The organism is Paenibacillus vietnamensis (assembly GCF_020169515.1).
Lineage (GTDB): Bacteria > Bacillota > Bacilli > Paenibacillales > Paenibacillaceae > Pristimantibacillus > Pristimantibacillus vietnamensis.
On sequence record NZ_JAHMHW010000003.1, the window covers coordinates 158281 to 175817 of the forward strand.

12 protein-coding genes are annotated in these 17537 nt (G+C 57.2%); 4 read left to right on the forward strand and 8 right to left on the reverse strand.

The features are described from left to right. Position 1: 1 nt before the first annotated feature. From KP806_RS08775 to KP806_RS08800, 6 genes are all read right to left on the reverse strand, one after another. A complete protein-coding gene (locus KP806_RS08775) occupies positions 2–2302 on the reverse strand; it encodes a glycoside hydrolase family 3 N-terminal domain-containing protein (RefSeq protein WP_224723205.1) in 2301 nt (766 codons plus the stop codon). 30 nt (positions 2303–2332) lie between these two features. Continuing rightward, positions 2333–3250 carry a carbohydrate ABC transporter permease gene (locus KP806_RS08780; RefSeq protein WP_224723206.1) on the reverse strand — a complete coding sequence of 306 codons (918 nt, stop codon included), beginning with the start codon at positions 3248–3250 and terminating at the stop codon, positions 2333–2335. 27 nt (positions 3251–3277) lie between these two features. After that, positions 3278–4186: an ABC transporter permease gene (locus KP806_RS08785; protein ID WP_397376380.1), complete on the reverse strand. Its 909-nt coding sequence runs from the start codon at positions 4184–4186 to the stop codon at positions 3278–3280. A 103-nt stretch (positions 4187–4289) separates the two neighbouring features. Continuing rightward, the gene (locus KP806_RS08790; RefSeq protein ID WP_224723207.1) at positions 4290–5789 is read right to left on the reverse strand and encodes an ABC transporter substrate-binding protein; all 1500 of its coding nucleotides are present in this window, start codon (positions 5787–5789) and stop codon (positions 4290–4292) included. 225 nt (positions 5790–6014) lie between these two features. After that, positions 6015–8381, reverse strand: coding sequence for a glycoside hydrolase family 95 protein (locus KP806_RS08795; RefSeq protein WP_224723208.1), 2367 nt, complete (start codon positions 8379–8381; stop codon positions 6015–6017). Position 8382: 1 nt separating this feature from the next. Then, on the reverse strand, positions 8383–10722 hold the full coding sequence (locus tag KP806_RS08800) for a glycoside hydrolase family 95 protein (RefSeq protein ID WP_224723209.1): 2340 nt from the start codon (positions 10720–10722) through the stop codon (positions 8383–8385). 100 nt (positions 10723–10822) lie between these two features. Here KP806_RS08800 and KP806_RS08805 point away from each other — a divergent pair, with 100 nt between their 5' ends. Together KP806_RS08805 and KP806_RS08810 are read left to right on the forward strand one after the other, a co-directional pair. After that, on the forward strand, positions 10823–11650 hold the full coding sequence (locus KP806_RS08805) for an AraC family transcriptional regulator (protein ID WP_224723210.1): 828 nt from the start codon (positions 10823–10825) through the stop codon (positions 11648–11650). A 269-nt stretch (positions 11651–11919) separates the two neighbouring features. Next, the gene (locus KP806_RS08810) at positions 11920–13353 is read left to right on the forward strand and encodes a glycosyl hydrolase family 28 protein (protein ID WP_224723211.1); all 1434 of its coding nucleotides are present in this window, start codon (positions 11920–11922) and stop codon (positions 13351–13353) included. Between the two features lie 51 nt (positions 13354–13404). On the opposite strand, the gene KP806_RS08815 is transcribed toward KP806_RS08810, so the two are convergent. Next, complete coding sequence (locus tag KP806_RS08815) at positions 13405–14562, reverse strand: benzoate/H(+) symporter BenE family transporter (protein ID WP_224723212.1); 1158 nt, start codon at positions 14560–14562, stop codon at positions 13405–13407. Between the two features lie 16 nt (positions 14563–14578). After that, positions 14579–14707, reverse strand: a complete 129-nt coding sequence (locus tag KP806_RS27550) for a hypothetical protein (RefSeq protein ID WP_263575638.1) — start codon at positions 14705–14707, stop codon at positions 14579–14581. Positions 14708–14914: 207 nt separating this feature from the next. Here KP806_RS27550 and KP806_RS08820 point away from each other — a divergent pair, with 207 nt between their 5' ends. Then, positions 14915–16357 carry an aminotransferase-like domain-containing protein gene (locus tag KP806_RS08820; protein WP_224723213.1) on the forward strand — a complete coding sequence of 481 codons (1443 nt, stop codon included), beginning with the start codon at positions 14915–14917 and terminating at the stop codon, positions 16355–16357. A gap of 83 nt (positions 16358–16440) precedes the next feature. Further along, on the forward strand, positions 16441–17325 hold the full coding sequence (locus tag KP806_RS08825; RefSeq protein WP_224723214.1) for an AraC family transcriptional regulator: 885 nt from the start codon (positions 16441–16443) through the stop codon (positions 17323–17325). The last annotated feature ends 212 nt before the right edge of the window (positions 17326–17537 follow it).

Genomic DNA, 17537 nt, shown 5'->3' on the forward strand with positions numbered 1-17537 from the left:
TCTAATTGTCCTCCTCGATCGTCAATCCGGCGGCCGCAAACGTCTCGCCGCCAGTGCCGATGATGATGTCGAAGCGCCCCGGTTCGACGACCGGCTGGCCGTCCGCTCCCGTAAATTGCAGATGCTCGGCGCTCACCGTAAACGCTACCTCGCGGGACTCGCCGGGCTTAAGCCCGATCTTCTCGAAGCCCTTCAGCTCCTTAAACGGCCGAGTCACCGAGCTCGTCCGGTCGGAGATGTACAGCTGCACCACCTCGTCGCCGGCCACAGGACCGGTGTTCGACACCGTCACGCGGACGACGGCCTCGCCGTCCGCTTTCATCCGCTCAGGCTCGACGACCAGACCTTCATATTTAAATGTCGTGTAGCTGAGGCCGTAGCCAAACGGATAACGCGGCTTGGAGTCCATCTCGAGATACCGCTTGCCGCGCGATCGCTTGCCGTTATAGTACACCGGAAGCTGGCCGACATCCTTCGGGATCGACACCGTCAGCTTGCCGGACGGATTGAGGTCCCCGAACAGCAGATCGGCGATGGCATGGCCGCCTTCCTGTCCCGGATACCAAGCTTCCATAATGGCGGGAATATGCTCGTCGATCCACGGCTCCGCCACAGGCCGGCCGTTAATATAGACGAGCACAATCGGCTTGCCCAGCTTGTGGAGCTCCTTCAACAGCTCAAGCTGGACGCCCGACAGCGCCAGGCCGGACCGGTCGATCCCTTCTCCGCAATCCATGTCGCTCCAGGAGTGGCCGGTTACGACGGAAGCGCCGGTCGTCAAATTAATCGTGCCTTCGCCGAAATCGCGCGCGCTGGAGCCGCCCAGCACGGCAACGATCGTATCCGCACGCTCCGCGCAGGCGATCGCCGCCGCGAAGCCCTCCCGGGAGTCGCCGTTGATGCGGCAGCCCGGAGCGTACAGCAGCCGGCCGGATTCCGTCCCCAGCTTGGCTTCGATGCCGTCCTTTACCGTGGCGATATTCGCGCGCGGCTGCGGCGACGTATAGTCGCCAAGCTGATTATACAATTGATCGGCATTCGGTCCGATCAACGCAATGACGCCGCTATCCTTGCGAAGCGGCAGCAAACCTCCTTCGTTCTTCAGCAAAACCGTTCCTTCCGCGGCGATCTGCCTGGCAAGCGCGGCATGCTCCTCGCAGCCGATCGAGCGTTCCGCCAGATCCGGGTCGGCATAAGGATTGTCGAACAGGCCGAGCTCGAACTTCAGCGTCAATATGCGCCTTACCGCCCGGTCTACATCCGCTTCCTCGAGCAAACCGGAAGACAGCGCCTCAAGCAAGGCTTTCTCCAAAATGTGACCGGACATTTCCATATCGACGCCGGCCTTGACGCTCATCGCCGCCGCCTGCGGCTTGCCGTCCGCCACGTCATGCCCTTCGATCAGCATGTCGATAGCGCCGCAATCCGTAATGACGAGGCCTTCAAAGCCCCATTCCCGGCGCAGCAGCCCATCCAGCAGCTCTTCGCTCGACGTGCACGGAACGCCGTCGACTTCATTGTACGCCGTCATGACGGACCTTGCTCCCGCTTCGACCGCTTTGCGGAACGGCAGCAGATCGACATCGCGAAGCTCGCGCATGCCCATTCTGACGGGACCGGCATTCCGTCCCCCTTCGGAGCTGCCATAGCCGGCAAAATGCTTGAGTGTCGCGGCGACGCTGTCCTGGGAGGCAAGCGATTCTCCCTGCAGCCCTTCCACCGAGGCGACGGCAAACTGCGCGATCAAATACGGATCCTCGGCAAAACATTCCTCGGTCCGGCCCCAGCGCGGATCCCTGACGACATCGAGCACCGGCGAATACGTTACGGCTCCGCCCTGGCTTCTCGTCTCCAGCGCAATAGCCCGGCAGACGCGGCGGTACAGCTCCACGTTCCAGGAGCTGCCCATGGACAGCGGAACGGGAAACACCGTCGCGCCGATCGCCATATGCCCGTGCGAGCATTCCTCCCCGAACAGGATCGGAATGCCGAGACGGGACTGCTCGATTGCCGCCCGTTGGACCCGGTTCAGCAGCTCGGCGCCCTCCCTTGGCGACAAGCCGTCCGCAAGCGTCACGCCGGTCCACGGGTCGGCCCGCAGCGTACCGTACAGCGAGCCTACGCCCTGCTTCGCCAGCCGCTCGGCAAACTCGGCGGTCACCGCCGCTTCGCCGTCTTTCTTCTCGAATACCTTCCAGCCGAACGGCTGAAGCATTTGACCGATCTTCTCCTCCAGCGTCATTTGGCCAAGCAGCAGCTCCGCACGCTCCGCGGCCGGCTTCGTATTGTCTTTGTATGTCATGTATAGATCTCTCCTTTGTTATCTATGCCGTTATTCTTTAACTGCGCCAACCGTCAAGCCCTGTACAAAATAACGCTGGAAAAACGGATAAGCCAGCACGATCGGACCCGTGGCCAGCACGACCATGGCCATGCGGGACGTATCCTGCGGAAGCGACTGCAGCAGTCCCGAGTTGACGGACGGATTGTTCGAATTTTGCAGCAAAAACTGCATGCTTGTTTCGATCCGCATCAGCATCGATTGCAGAGGAACCAGGTTCGGGCTGTCGATATAAAGCAGCGCGTTGAACCAGTCGTTCCAGTAAGCAAGCGTGCTGAACAGTCCGATCGTCGCGAGTCCGGGCAGCGACAGCGGCAGAACGAGCCGGATAAATACGCCGAACTCGCTTGCGCCGTCGATTTTGCCCGCTTCGATAATGGACTCCGGTACCGACAGAATAAAAAACGTGCGCATAATCATAATGTAAAAGGCGTTCACCGCCATCGGCATAATAAGCGCCCACAAGCTGTCGTTCATCCCGAGCAGCTGCGTTACCACGATGTAGGTCGGTACGAGGCCTCCGTTAAACAGCATTGTAAAAAAAGCGAAAAACGCAAAAAAATTGCGGTATTTAAAGCTTCTGCGCGAAACGGCGTAAGAAAACAGCGAGATCATAACGAGGCTGATGAGCGTGCCAAGCACCGTAACCAGAATCGTGACGCCGTAGGAGCGCAGCAATTGATCTCCGGTCAGGAAGATGTAGCGGTATGCCTCCAGGCTCCATTTTTCCGGAAAGATGCTGTACCCGTTGCGGGCCAGCGCCGCTTCATCCGTAAAGGAAATAAGGATGACAAACAAAAACGGGAACACGCACAGAAAGGCAAAGCCTCCTGCGAGCAGAACGGCCAGCGCGTTGCCGAGCGGCGACAGCTGCGAAAAATCGCGTCTTTTTTTGCGGACTCCAATCATGACTCCCCCACCCTTCCACTCTTGAAGTTAAAACAGCGCATTGTCCTTATCGATTCTGCGGACGATTGTGTTGGACACAACGACGAGCACGAATCCGACTACGGACTGATACAAGCCTGCCGCGGCGCTCATGCCGATCTCGCCGGTCACCTTGAGCCCGCGATAAACGTAGGTGTCGATGACGTTGGTAACGGAGTACAGCGTCCCCGAATCGCGCGGAATCTGGTAGAACAGGCCGAAATCGGCATAAAAGATTTTTCCGACCGCCAGCAGCGTCATAATGACCATGAGCGGGGTCAGCATCGGTATCGTAATTCTGAAGATTTGCTGCCGCTTGCTGGCTCCGTCGATCATCGCCGCTTCGTAGAGCGAACGGTCGATGCCCATGATGCCCGCCAAGTAGATCACGCTGTTGTAGCCGATGCTTTTCCATAGAAAAACAAACACGAGAATGACCGGCCAATACGTTTTGTCGTTATACCAATGCATCGGATCAATGCCGAACAAACCCAATGCCTGATTGACAATGCCTCTGTCGACGCTCAGAAAGCTGAACACGAAATAACCGACGATCACCCACGACAAGAAGTGCGGCAAAAACATGCCCGTCTGGAACCATTTCGCCAGCCGCTTGTTGACCAGCTCCGACAGCATGACCGCAAGCGCCACTGCCAGCACGAGCCCGAGCACGATAAACGCCGCGTTGTACAGAATGGTGTTCCGGGTAATGACGTAGGCGTCCGAGGTGCTGAACAAAAATTTGAAGTTGTCGAAGCCGACCCACTTGCTGTTCATAATGCTGGCGAGAAAGCCTTCCCTCGAATAACGGTACTCCTTGAACGCGATAATCATCCCCGCCATCGGCAGGTAGGAGAAGCATACGAACCAGACCGCAGCCGGCAGCACCATCATCAGCAATGCCTTGTTTTTGTTCATATCTCTTAATACGGAGATCAGAGATTTCACATGATCCCTCCATTCCGCCCTTATAAAAAGAGCGGGCGAAGGCGTCGCCGCCATTCGCCCCTCAAGCAAACCGTTATTTTTGCTCCGCAACCCAAGCGTCAAGCTGCTTTTGGGCTTCCGCAATCACTTTGTCGAGCCCGGCCGTTTTAAACTTTTCGATCGCTTTAGGCAAATATTCCTTCGGATCGACCGTGCCGGTCATCAGCGTGGACCAGAATTCCTCTTTGACGTTTTGCAAAGTAGCCAGCTCCGTGGCGACATTGGACCCGTTGAAGTTAAAGCCGAGAATCGGCGACGGCTTGCCGGACGCGTTGAACGTTTTGAACTCTTCCCATTTCGTTGCCGGATCGTCCTTGGTCAAATACGTCAGCATAACGTTCCCGAGCGAGAAGGTCGGCATGTCGTAGTTTTGCGCTTCAGGCAGATTTTCCATGACATTGTCGCCGGTTTTTTTGTAATGCACGTCCTCGATGCCGGAATCGATCAAATTGCGCAAATAAGGATCGGTATTCAGCAGATTCAGAAACTCCATCGCTTTTTCCGGATGCTCCGAATTCGCCGAAATCGCCTGCATGGAGCCCATGACGGACCAGTTGTAAATCGTCGGCTCGCCGGCCGGCGTGGATACGACCGGATAACCGTAGCTCGCGGACCATAGATTGTCGGCAAACGGCTGTGTAGCGGCCCGGTCCGTAAACCAGTTGCCCGCCAGAATGGCATCGTTCATCGTGTCAAGCGTAGCCGCTTCCGTTGCAATATATCCTGCTTGATAATACTTTCTCATCGTATCCAGCTCTTTTTGCATCTCCGGCGTTTCGAGGATGTTGACGACTTTGAAGTCTTTTGTATCCAGCTTGACCGCCATCGGCATTTTTTCAATCAGGTAGTCGTACCCGGCCAGCGGCATAAAGTCTTTGGCGATCGCCAGCGGCGTCACGTTCGGCTCGTTTGCCTTGATGGTTGCCAGCAGCGGCTCAAGGCTTTCCAGCGTACGGACCCCATCCAGCTTTAAGTTATACTTATCAAGCAATTTTTTGTTGAAGCGCCATACTTCCTGGGCAGGCAGCTCTTTGTTCGCCGGAATGCCGTAGTTGACGCCGTCAACCTTGGAGCCCTCGAGAAATGCCGGGTCCAGCACGTCAAGAATGCCCTGTCCGTGAGATTTGAGCAGCTCGTCGATCGACATGAACGCGCCTTTTCTTGCGTTTTGCACGTAATCGAATGCCCAGGACGCCGTAAACATAATGTCGACCGGCGTGCCCGAAGCGGTCATGACGCCCATCTTCTGCGAATAGTCGCCCCAGTCCAGCATGTTCATTTGGACGGTTGCGTTGATTTTTTCCAGCGTATATTTGTTTACCTCTTCGTTAACGCGGTCCAAATCCTTCTGCGGAGTGCCGATCGTATACCAGATAAGTTCAACCGGTTTTTCATCTCCCCCCTGTGTGTTCGAACCGCTGCCAGGCGAAGCCGCCGGCCCGTTGCCGCCCGAATTGCCCGAGCACGCGCTCAAGGCCAGCAATCCCGCAAGCACCAATGACAGCAGGGCTGCGCTTTTTTTGCCGTGTTTCATGTTGTATCCTCCCTTTTTTGAATGCTTGAATCTATAAATGTAGTTGATATTCATAAGATACTTGATGAAAGGCCTTTCAAATAGGATACAAATTAAAGATATACTAGACAAAATAAAGATAAGAAGGCAGATTTCCAGCTCTCCCCTGATAACATGCAGCCATTTCCACACAAAAAAGCACACGGTCATCGCTGACCGCGTGCTTTCTCCTTACCCCGCCTGAACCTATTTGCCGGATACGGCCGCCAGAGCCGTGAACTTGTAACGTGTTCCCGCTTCTGTCTGCCATTGCAGCTCCGTGCCGCCCGCAGCTTCCGTGCCTTCGGGCTTAAGCGGCACCGCCGCAGCTAACCGGCATATCCCGCCGTTTACCGACAGCACCTCGACGCTTGCAAGCTTGCCGCCCTGCCAGCTCATGCCGATCTCGAAGCCGCCGCGGGCCCGCAGGCCCGATACTTCGCCCTCCGGCCATGCATCCGGCAGCGCAGGGAGCAGACGGATGACGCCTTCATGCGACTGCAGCAGTATTTCCGCCACGCCGGCCGTGTAGCCGAAGTTGCTGTCGATTTGAAACGGCGGATGGGCGCCGAACAGGTTCGGATAAACGCCGCCGCCCGAGAAGCCCGACCGGCCGTCTTCCACCAGCCTGAGCATATTGCCGATCAGACGGTGAGCCCTGTTGCCGTCGCCGAAGCGAGCCCATAATGCCAGCTTCCAGGCCAAGCTCCAGCCGGTCCCTTCGTCGCCGCGCCGCTCGAGCGAGCGCTGCGCCGCCGCGTAATGGACCGGGTCCAACCGCTCCGTCAGCTCGCTGCCCGGATATACGCCGTACAAATGCGAGACGTGGCGATGATGGACATCCTCGTCCTCGAAGTCGTTCGCCCATTCCTGCAGCTGTCCGTACTGCCCGATCCGGTAAGGCAGCAGCTTCGCCGCCGCCGCGGCCAGCTGCCGGCGGAATTCCTCATCCGCGTTCAGCGCTTCGGCCGCCGCGATGCAATTCGCGAACAGCTCCCGGATCAGCGCCATATCCATCGTCGCCCCTTTGCTGACGCCGGCCATGACGCCGTCCGGTGCGACAAATTTATGCTCGGGAGAAGTCGACGGAGACGTGACCAGATACCCGCCGGCATCCTCCGTTAACCAGTCCAGGCAAAACAGCGCCGCTTCCTTCATGACCGGATACGCTTTATCGCGCAAATACTCCGTGTCTCCGCCGAATGCATAATGCTCCCATAGATGGGCGCACAGCCATGGCGCCGCCATAAACCAGCTGGCCCAGACCGGATCCCCGTGACCGAAAGCGCCGACCGGCGCCGCATGGCACCAAATATCGCTGTTATGGTGGGCGACCCAGCCGCGAAGCCCGTAATTTTCGCGGGCGACGACCGCTCCGGTATGCGCCATATTCGCAATATAATCGAGAAGCGGTGCATGACATTCCGCCAAATGGCAGGTTTCCGCCAGCCAATAGTTCATTTCTGCATTAATATTCAGCGTATAATTGCTGCTCCATGGCGCTTGCAGCTCTTTGTTCCAGATGCCCTGCAGATTCGCCGCCTGCGTCCCCTGCCTGGAGCTGGCGATAAGCAAATACCGGCCGAACTGGAATAACAGTTCTGCGAGCTTCGGATCATCAGCGCCGTAAGCCGCTACCCGAGCGTCGGTCGGCAGGTGTTCATGCTGCTGAGCGGCCGATCCCAGCTTCAAGGAAACGCGGTTATACAAGGCCCGGTAATCGTCGTAATGCGCCTGCTGCAGCTCCGCGTACGGCTTCTCGAGAGCTTGGCGGACATACCGCTCCGCGGCGGAAACCGGATCGGCACCGTCCGTCCGCGGATGGCGGTTATAGCCGTTAAAGCTCGTCGCCGCGCTGAAAACGAGAGTTGCAGCGGAGGCTCCTTCAACATGAAGCCCGCTTTCGTCCAAGCGGATGCTTCCTCCCTCGAGCTTAACGCCCAGCCTGCCTTCGAAGAGCATGGCCGGCTCGCTGTAGTCGATCGGTGTGTCCGTATGGTAATAGTTCGGATTCACATTGGCGGGACATTCCCCCGACAGCGCCAGCTGCTCCCCGCTCGCGCCGGTCCGGTGCTTCAGCCGGCTGTCCAGCTTAGCCGTAAAAGCCAGCGAGCCCGGCAAATCCGTCTCCAGCCGCAGCGCCAGCACCTGATCGGGCTGCGAGACGAAGCACGTTCTCCGGTATTCCGCCTCGCCGATCCGGTACCGTACGGAGGCTTCTGCATTGTCCAGGGAAAGCGTGCGCTCATACTCCGCCGCCTTGCCGTCGTGAGTGAATTCGATCTTCAAGTCCCCCAGCGGCAAATACGATTGCGTGTAAGGCCCCATCATTTCCTTGCTCAGCATATCCGCTTCCGCGTAACGCTCCTCTTCGATCAGGCGGCGAAGCTGCGGCAGCTTGACCGCTGCGTCCGGGTTCGTACCCGTGCGCGGCACCCCTGACCAAAGCGTGTCCTCGTTCAATTGCAGCAGTTCGGTTTCAACGCCCCCGAACATCATAGCGCCTAGCCGGCCGTTGCCGAGAGGAAGCGCTTCTGTCCAGACGGATGCGGATTTGTTGTATAGAAGCCTCATTCTAATTCCCCCTGTCCGAGTCTCGTACGATCACCTGATATTCAGCGCCGGCGCGCGCGGTCCACGTGACGGCTCCCGTGCTGTCCGCCTCTGCTGCGATTTCGTTACCGTTTTCCGTTATGATGACCGGTTCGCCCGCCCGCAGACGGCATGCGCCTTCCACGCCCGCGCGGATGACAGCGCCCGTCAGCCTGCCGCCGGACCAGCGGATATCGGCTTCGAAGCCGCCTCTTGCCCGAAGGCCGCGCACCTCTCCATCGCTCCAGGCGCCAGGCAGCGCCGGCAGCAAATGAAGCTCGCCCGCGTGGCTTTGCAGCAGCATTTCGGTAATGCCCGCCGCCCCGCCGAAATTTCCGTCGATTTGAAACGGAGGATGATTATCGAACAAATTCGGCAGCGTGGAGTGGCTGAGCAGCGCCTGCACATTCTCATAGGCCTTCTCCGCGTCCTCGAGCCGCGCCCAAAAGTTAATGATCCAGGCTCTGCTCCACCCCGTATGCCCGCCTCCGTTTGCAAGCCTGCGCTCGAGCGTCACTCGCGAAGCGTCCGTCCATTCCGGCGTGCCGCGGACGGAAAACCGGGAGCCCGGATAAAGGGCGAACAAGTGGGAAATATGACGGTGGCCCGGCTCCGCCTCCTCGTAATCCTCCATCCACTCCAGCAGCTGCCCGTGCCTGCCGACTGCGGGCTGCGGCAAGCCCTCCCGCAGCTTCGTCCACAGCCGGCGCCGCTCCTCGTCCGCGCCCAGCGCTTCCGAAGCTTCTATGCAGGCCGAGAACAGCTCGTGCAAAATCTGGCTGTCCATCGCCGGTCCGATGCACAGCGTGCCGGATTCGCCGTTCGGCAAAATGTACGTGTTCTCCGGCGAAACGGACGGATTCGTCACGAAAAGGCCGTCTTCCGTTTCCGTTAGAAATTGCTCGAAGAACAGAGCCGCTTCCTTCATCGCCGGATACGCCCGCTTCAGGAAGGAGAGATCGAGTCCGAATGCGTAATGCTCCCACAAATGCAGGCAAAGCCATGCCGCTCCCATCGGCCAGTAGGTGGCCGGCAAATAAATGTCCTGCGGCGCCGTATCCGCCCAGATGTCGGTGTTATGATGGGCCACGAAGCCTTCGCAGCCGTACATCGTCCGCGCCGTCGCCCGGCCCGGCTCGCGCATCCGTTCGATCAGCTCGAACAGCGGCTCGTGGCATTCCGCCAGATTGCCGGACTCGGCCGGCCAATAATTCATTTGAGCGTTAATATTGATCGTATATTTGCTGTCCCAAGGCGGCAGCATATGCTCGTTCCAAATGCCCTGCAAATTGGCGGGCAGCGAGCCGGGCCGGCTGCTTGAAATAAGCAGATATCTGCCAAAATGATAATAAAGCGCCGTCAGTCCGGCATCCCGGCCGCCTTCCCGGACAAGCCTCAGCCGCTCGTCGGTCGGCAGGCTTGCGGCGTCATCGGCAGCCGCGGAACGCTCCTCCGCCCCGCCAAGCTTCAGAGACACGCGTCCCGAGAGCGCGGCAAAATCGCCAACGTGACGTTTTTTCAGCTCGCCGAAGCCGGCTGCTTCGGCGCGATCGACCGTACGGAGCGTATAAGGCTCCGGATCGGAGTGGCGGAACGACGTCGCGGCCGACAGCAGCAGCGTGACGCTGTCCGCCCCGTCCACGACAAGATGCTCGCCGACGATCCGTACGGTTCCGCCTTCGGCCAACGCCCGGAGCGCCGTCCGGAAATCCGATCCGCCGGCGCCGCCGCAGCATCCGCGCATAACGATCGTCCGGTCGTCCGCTTTCGCCAGCTCGTCGTAATAGCGGTTGCGTCCGCGCGTCAATCTCGCCGTAAAGCTGATGCTGCCCGGCTTGTCCGCCGTCAGTCTCGTCACAAGCACCTCATCCGGGAAGCTTGCGAACGTTTCGCGGCGGTAGAGAGTGTCACCGACCGAATAGCTGACAGACGCCATGCCGCTCATCATATCAAGCTCCCGCACATAATCCCGGGCCTCTCCCTGCATCCCGTACCGGAAGCTGATCTGCAGGTCGCCGAGCGGCATATAGTGCCGCTGCGTCTCCGGCACGCCGGACAATGCCATTGTCGCCAGCTCATGCGCTTCCCGCAGCCGCCCTTCCTTCAAAAGCCCCCGGATCTTCTCCAGATTCGGCAGCGCGTCCGGATTGTTGCGGTCCCGCGGACCGCCGTACCAGACGCTGTCTTCATTTAAGGCGATTCTTTCGCGGACCGTGCCGCCGAACACCATCCCGCCCAGCTTACCGTTGCCAACGGGCAACGCTTCCTCCCACACGCTTGCGGCCTGCTTGTACCAAATCCGGTCTTCCAGCCGTTGTTCCATCCCTTTTCCCCATCTCCTTAGAGCGCCTTTTATTTGCCTGCCTAATCCATTACTATTAACATAAACATGCACAAACTCTACCGGATGCAGGTGAACGTCTATGATGCCAGACAACGAACAACAAGCGTTATCCGAATTGCTGCAATCGCTGCAGCTCGAGCTGATCGTCGCGCAGCATACCCAGGTGACGAACAACTGGGGCGAAACGGATTCCGTTCCTTCCTACAATAAGCTTTACTTCATTCTCGAAGGCGAAGGATGGATCCGCATCGGCGGCAAAGATTACTATCCGAAGCCCGGACAGCTGTTCCTGATGCCGGTGAACAGCAAGCTGTCCTTCTCCGCGCTTAACGACCGTCCCTATTTGAAGTACTGGTGCCATTTTCAAATGACGGCCGGCCCTTTCGATCTTTTTCAATGGATCGGCGTACCGCTGTGCATTAACGTAACCGACCCGGACAAGCTGACCGCCTTGTTCAAGGATCTGGTCAGCTGCAGCCGGCAGCGTACCGTCATCGCGAGGCTTCGCGAAAAAGCGCTGCTGCTGGAAATTGTCAGCCTCTTTCTGGAGCATGTGCCGCTCCGCATCCTGCAGCACCGCAGCGGCGAATTGAGCCGTCTCAGCGTCATCCAGCAGCTGGTGGACGATAGGCTGCACGAGGGCATTACCGTCGATCAGATGGCGGAGGCGGTCCATTTGCATCCCAATTATTTTATTGCTTATTTCAAAAAGCATTTTGGCGTGCCTCCGTTGAAATACGTCAACCGCAAACGGACCGAGCGGGCGAAGCAGCTGCTTGTGACCACTCCGCTCAGCATCAAGGAGATCGCCGGCCGGACGGGGTTTAAGGAAACGAACCATTTTACCAAGTTTTTTCGAAAAGAGACGAATTTGTCACCTACCGAATACCGGGCGGCCTACTCCTAAGCTTCGTATACCTGCCGTCAACCCGATTATAAGAGCGCATTCAACCTATGGCGATGGAAGAAACTAAGGTATGAGTGCAAAAAACTAACTCGTCCTGCCGGCCGGCATCCGGTAACGGACATACGCTGGCATAGGCTTATGATAACTTTTTAAGCATTTATAGCAGTTTTTTAATGGATTGCCGAACAGGGATCGAGCGTCTCCGCAAAATAAGCTACATTAGTAGCAGCACAGCTTTTCGCTAATTTATTTGGATCCGGAGGCTCACCATGACGATTGTCGCTTATCCCGAAATAAAAGGAATTCCCCAACGCGCAGACTTTTCCGTCCGCGTCCGCAAGCCCGGCGGACAATGGATTGCCCTGCATACCTATGAAGTCAGCATCGACATGCATAACGTCCGCCAAGCCTCGCTTGCCACCTTCGATATGGAAGGGCCGGTCGAGGTCGAAGTGGCTTCGATGACAGAAGAAATCGAATCGGCGGTCATCAGGCCTTTATCCTATCGTATTCCGTTCGAGCTGACCGGCGGCACGATTCGCTTTACACTGGACCGGCCGCGCAAGCTGGCCGTCGAAACGAACGGCGACCGCTTCGGCTGCCTGCACCTGTTCGCCAATCCGCTGGAGGAAGACGCGCCGCTGCCCGGCTCTCCGAACGTCATTGCCGTTAAACCCGGCATCCACCGCACCGAGCACCTGCTCCGCCCGCTTACTACGCCGCACGCGGAAGGCGAAGCGGAGCCGGATGTTTTGTATTTTTTGCCGGGCCTGCACTATATCGAAGAGACGCTGCTGCGCATCCCATCGGGAAAAACCGTTTATATCGCAGGCGGGGCGGCCGTCGCAGGCTCCATGGTCTGCGACCGTGTGCGTGACGTTACGATCCGCGGACGGGGCTTCGTTTACCTGACCGATTTCCACCGGTTCTCCGCTTTCCGGGGCGTGCGCATCCTGTTCTCCAGCAACGTGGAGGTCGAAGGCGTCACGACGGTTAATCCGCCTCACTACAGCATTTATATCGGCCAGTCGGAGCATATCCGCATCGGCAATTTCAAGTCGTTCAGCTGCAAGGGATGGAGCGACGGCATCGACATCATGTCAAGCTCGTATATCGATATCGACGACGTCTTCCTGCGCACCTCCGACGATTGCGTCGCCATCTATGGAAGCCGCTGGGATTACCGGGGCGACTCCCGCCATATTACGGTCCGCAACTCCAGCTTCTGGGCCGATGTGGCTCATCCGCTCATGATCGGCACGCACGGCGATTATCACCATAACGGCGATACGATCGAGGACATCCGGTTCGAAAATATCGATATCCTGGAGCACCACGAGCCGCAGGAAAATTACCAGGGGGCGATGGCGATCAACTCTGGCGACCTGAATACGGTAAGGAACGTCACCTACGATAACATCCGGGTGGAGCATTTCGAGCTCGGCCGCCTGTTCGATATCCGCGTCGTCTGGAACAAGGATTACAACCCCGTGCCCGGCAACCGGATCGAAAACGTCGTTCTTCAAAACATCGTATACAACGGGCAGGGCGCCAACCCGTCGCGCATTTACGGCTACAGCGCGGAGCGTCCCGTGACCGGCGTGACCATCCGCAATTTGCGGGTGAACGGCGAAGCCGTGCTCGATGCATCCCATCCTTCGCTCGATATGAATGAGCATGCTTCGCAGGTCATTATTGAATAATGCATAAAACCAGCTTCCCGCCCCGCGGCACCGGGGTTTGGGAAGCTGTTTTCATTTGATGAAAATTTGTCTGATTGGCGGCAAACCCTTCATGAGAACAATTCCGGCGCCAAGCGCCCAGATAGGCGTAGAAATGCCGAACATACTCACATGCAGCGCAGCAACCGCAAAAGTGAGAATTGAGGGAAAAAATAACGGCTTATTTGAAAAAGCTCTTCCAAGCGCTTTAAGGAACAATCCGAGGAGAGAAAATCCTGTCATCAGCTGGATAAAAGAAGCAGGCATGACGTTAATGATGTCGACCGCTCTCCAGGCAAAGGCCCCGAATCCGATGACGATTAAACTCGAGAGAGCTGCCGCCAGGTATCTTTGCTGGTGCGGCCCCGATTCCGGACTGCTGCAAAGCGCACTCATCAAACCTCCGACGTTTGCGGCATTTCCTCCGAAAAATCCGGCTGCCATGCCGGCTGCCCCGGAAGCGATCAGCGATTTATCGACGGGCGGGTCAAACCGATTGCTTTTAAATGACGTCATGGCTACTGCTAGATCATTGCTCAAAATCAGCAAAGACATCGGAATGGCAAGCGATAATAGCCCCGTCATTGTGAATTGAGGCATTACCGGCATAGGAAGGATGAACTCGGGCGCCGGCAAAGCCGGGAACCGGTATTCGATGGCTAATCCAAACAAACCGAAAAGAAGCGCCCCGAGCGCAGGAGGAATCCGTTTTACCAGAAGCGGCAAAAGAAAGAAGCCTGCTCCGGCGAATAGTCCAGAGTACGGCAAGCTAAGGCCTGCCGGAACCAGCTGCAGCACATACGTAAGAACAAGACCCGCCAGCAGAGCATCGATCAGCTGCCCGGGGATAACTTTTACCGCCTTGGAGAAAACTCCTGTACAGCCGGCAAGCAAAATGAACAGCCCGGACATGACAAAAGCCCCCGCAAGCTGCGGATACGAATAGCCGGCCGCAGCCGTTCCAAGAAAGGCTGCAGCGGTTATAGAGTGTGCGCCGGCGAACGGAATTTTATATTTCAAGGTTAAGCACAGGTTGAGCAAACCTCCCGCGATATACGCCGAGGTAAGCCAGGAAATAAGCTCTGCCTTCGATAAACCTGCTGTTTCAGCTGCTTGTACGACCAGTATCGCGCCTCCGGTACAAGCCAGCAAGGCAGAAAGGAATCCGGCCGTGATCGTCCTCGCACCCATGTCCGTTCATCCCCTTTTACTTATCTCCCGCGTCGTGATCTTCCCATCTTCTTGAGTAAGCTTTATTCGTAATCCAGAATGTTATCCAAGCCAGCACAATGACGATAATGGCCGAAAATATCCATACTCCCACAGGCACGTCCATGATGATGATCCTCCCTTGTCAAATTAGCCGCAATTGCCGGGCAGCGAGCACCGATTCGGCTAAGGTCGGTTCAAGTATAAAATACCGGCTTTGCTGCGTCACCATCCACTCCCGGTCCGTTTACACCAGCCAATTGCGAATGGATGGCTGCGCGCTTGCTTGAAAAGCTCCCGAAGCGTATCCTTGTTATGTTGGAGGTGCTTGCGATTGTGGAAACCTGACCGTCATGCCAAAAAACCGTTATATCAGCAAATTGCGGAGCACATCGAACAACGAATTCTGCTCGGCGAGCTTCCGCCCGGGAGCTTGCTGACTTCCGAACGCAAGCTTGCCGGACAGCTAGGCGTAAACCGCAGCACCGTCGTCCAGGCGTACGAGGACCTTCGCGCCTCGGGCATCATCGAAAGCGCAACAGGAAGCGGAACGCGGGTGAGCGCCCGCAAATGGGGAATGGCCCCGCGGGCCACGCCGAATTGGAACCGATACACCGAAGGCGGCGTGTTTTTGCCGAACCTCCCTTTTATGCGCCGGATTCGCGAAGGTTTGCAGACCGGGCTGCCTTTCATCAATTTTGCAAGCGGAGAGCTTGCCCCTGATTTGTCGCCGAATGAGGCGATTCGAAGCCTGCTGAAGGAGATGCCGTTCGAAGAACCGCTCGGATACGGGGATCCGCAGGGTTTCGCCCCGCTTCGGGCCGCTCTGTCGGGCTTTCTCAAAGAAAGACGCGGCATCGCAGCGACGGACGAATCCATTCTGGTAACTTCCGGCTCCCAGCAGTCTTTGTTCCTCATCACGCAATGCTTGCTGAATCCCGGCGATGCGATCGGGATCGAAAATCCTTCTTATTGCTATTCGCTGCCCATGTTTCAATCGGCAGGCCTTCGCCTGTTCGGGCTGCCTGTAGACCGGGATGGTGTTCAAGAGGGCGATATCCGGGAGCTGCACCGCCAGCATCGCATCAAGATGGTGTTCCTCAATCCGAATTTTCAGAACCCGACGGGAACCGTCATGAGCGAGCAGCGCAAAACCGGGATATTGACCTGCTGCGAGGAGCTTGGCATCCCGATCGTTGAGGATGATCCGTTCAGCCTTACCGCTATGGAGGGTACGGCGCCGTCTCCCTTAAAAATGCTGGACCGGAGCGGCACCGTTCTCTATATTGGTTCGTTATCCAAAATCGCGGCTTCGGGTCTTCGGATCGGTTGGATGGCCGCGCCCCAAACCGTCATTAAACGGCTGTCGGATGCGAGACAGCAGATGGATTTTGGCCTGAGCATATTTCCGCAGTGGATTGCTTCGCAGCTTTTGTTGTCCGGCCGGTTGTCCCCCTATTTGCAAAACCTTCAGGAAAGGCTTCTTTACAGAAGGGATATTCTTGCTTCGGCGCTCGATAAAAGTCTTTCAGGCATGATCGAGTTCCATTTGCCGAAAGGCGGACTGAATTTATGGGGCAAAATCCATGAACCCGTCAATGATTTTAGACTGTTGGAAAACGGCATGAAACAAGGGGTTTTGTTTGTTCCCGGCAGCGTGTATGGCTCCGAGCCCGGTTACGTTCGTCTGACCTATGCCCGTCCGGCCCTTGACGAGCTGGAACCGGGTGCCGGGAGATTCTCGGAGGCGTTGCGGCTAACCTTATCAGGGCGATAGCTGCTTAGCCATTTTTCCGGTGCAAGGATTGTCGGGCCGGCGGCTCCGGATCCTGTTACTCTAATGGCAGAGGAGGTCATGTGATGAATATGCTGCAAAGCATGAACGAAGCGATGAAATATATCGAGGACAATCTCGCGGAGGACATCGACTTTGCCGAGGCGGCCAGACTCGCTTTGTGCTCCGAATATCATTTCAAGCGGATGTTTTCCTTCCTTGCGGGCATTCCGCTGTCGGAGTACATCCGCCGCAGAAGGCTGACGCTCGCCGCATTCGAGCTGAAGGACGGCGGCGTGAAGGTGATCGACGTCGCGTTGAAATACGGGTACGGCTCGCCGGACTCGTTCGCCAGAGCCTTTCAGCTGCTGCATGGCGTTACGCCGACGGAAGCCCGAAGCAGCGGCCATCCGCTCAAAGCCTATCCGCGCATGACCTTCCAGTTAACGATTAGAGGAGGCAGTGAAATGAATTACCGGATTGAGGAGAAAGAGGCGTTTCGCATCGTCGGCATCAAAAAAAGAGTTCCGATTGTTTTCGAAGGGGTGAACCCGGACATTGCGGCCATGTGGAAAAGCCTGGATGCCGATACGATCCGCGAGCTGAAAGAGCTGTCGAATGTCGAGCCCAAAGGGCTGCTAAGCGCATCCGCGAACTTCTCCGAAGGGCGTATGGAGGAAAAAGGAGAGCTGGATCATTATATCGGCGCCGCAACGACCAAGGATGGCCCGGACCGCCTGGCGCAGCTCGAGGTGGCCGCCTCGACATGGGCGGTGTTCACCGCCGTCGGACCGTTTCCGGAAACGCTGCAGAACGTATGGGGACGCATCTATTCCGAATGGTTCCCATCCGCAGGCTATGAGCTGGCGGAAGGTCCGGAAATGCTGTGGAACGAGCATAAGGACGTAACGTCGCCGACTTTCAAGAGCGAGATTTGGATTCCGGTCAAGCAAAAGCTGCAGCAGAGTTAAGCATGCACCTTCGCCGTACCGCAAGCCAATCTGCCGCGTCTGAGTTATCTGGGTAGAGTAATGGACATAAACGCAGCTTAGAGTGACAAAGTAGTAAGTGTTGGTGGCTAACGGACAGGAGGCGGGGTTAGAGCGGAACAAACAATAACGGCCGATGGCCACCAGTAATCCATAAAAACGGGGCCGTCTCTCGGTCACTTCATGACCTATTG

Coding starts and splice junctions, on each gene's coding strand:
- KP806_RS08795 (WP_224723208.1), bottom strand. CDS start 8,381: ATGAGGCTTCTATACAACAAATCCGCATCCGTCTGGACAGAAGCGCTT.
- KP806_RS08810 (WP_224723211.1), top strand. CDS start 11,920: ATGACGATTGTCGCTTATCCCGAAATAAAAGGAATTCCCCAACGCGCA.
- KP806_RS08815 (WP_224723212.1), bottom strand. CDS start 14,562: ATGGGTGCGAGGACGATCACGGCCGGATTCCTTTCTGCCTTGCTGGCT.
- KP806_RS08790 (WP_224723207.1), bottom strand. CDS start 5,789: ATGAAACACGGCAAAAAAAGCGCAGCCCTGCTGTCATTGGTGCTTGCG.
- KP806_RS08805 (WP_224723210.1), top strand. CDS start 10,823: ATGATGCCAGACAACGAACAACAAGCGTTATCCGAATTGCTGCAATCG.
- KP806_RS08780 (WP_224723206.1), bottom strand. CDS start 3,250: ATGATTGGAGTCCGCAAAAAAAGACGCGATTTTTCGCAGCTGTCGCCG.
- KP806_RS27550 (WP_263575638.1), bottom strand. CDS start 14,707: ATGGACGTGCCTGTGGGAGTATGGATATTTTCGGCCATTATCGTCATT.
- KP806_RS08800 (WP_224723209.1), bottom strand. CDS start 10,722: ATGGAACAACGGCTGGAAGACCGGATTTGGTACAAGCAGGCCGCAAGC.
- KP806_RS08825 (WP_224723214.1), top strand. CDS start 16,441: ATGAATATGCTGCAAAGCATGAACGAAGCGATGAAATATATCGAGGAC.
- KP806_RS08775 (WP_224723205.1), bottom strand. CDS start 2,302: ATGACATACAAAGACAATACGAAGCCGGCCGCGGAGCGTGCGGAGCTG.
- KP806_RS08785 (WP_397376380.1), bottom strand. CDS start 4,186: ATGAACAAAAACAAGGCATTGCTGATGATGGTGCTGCCGGCTGCGGTC.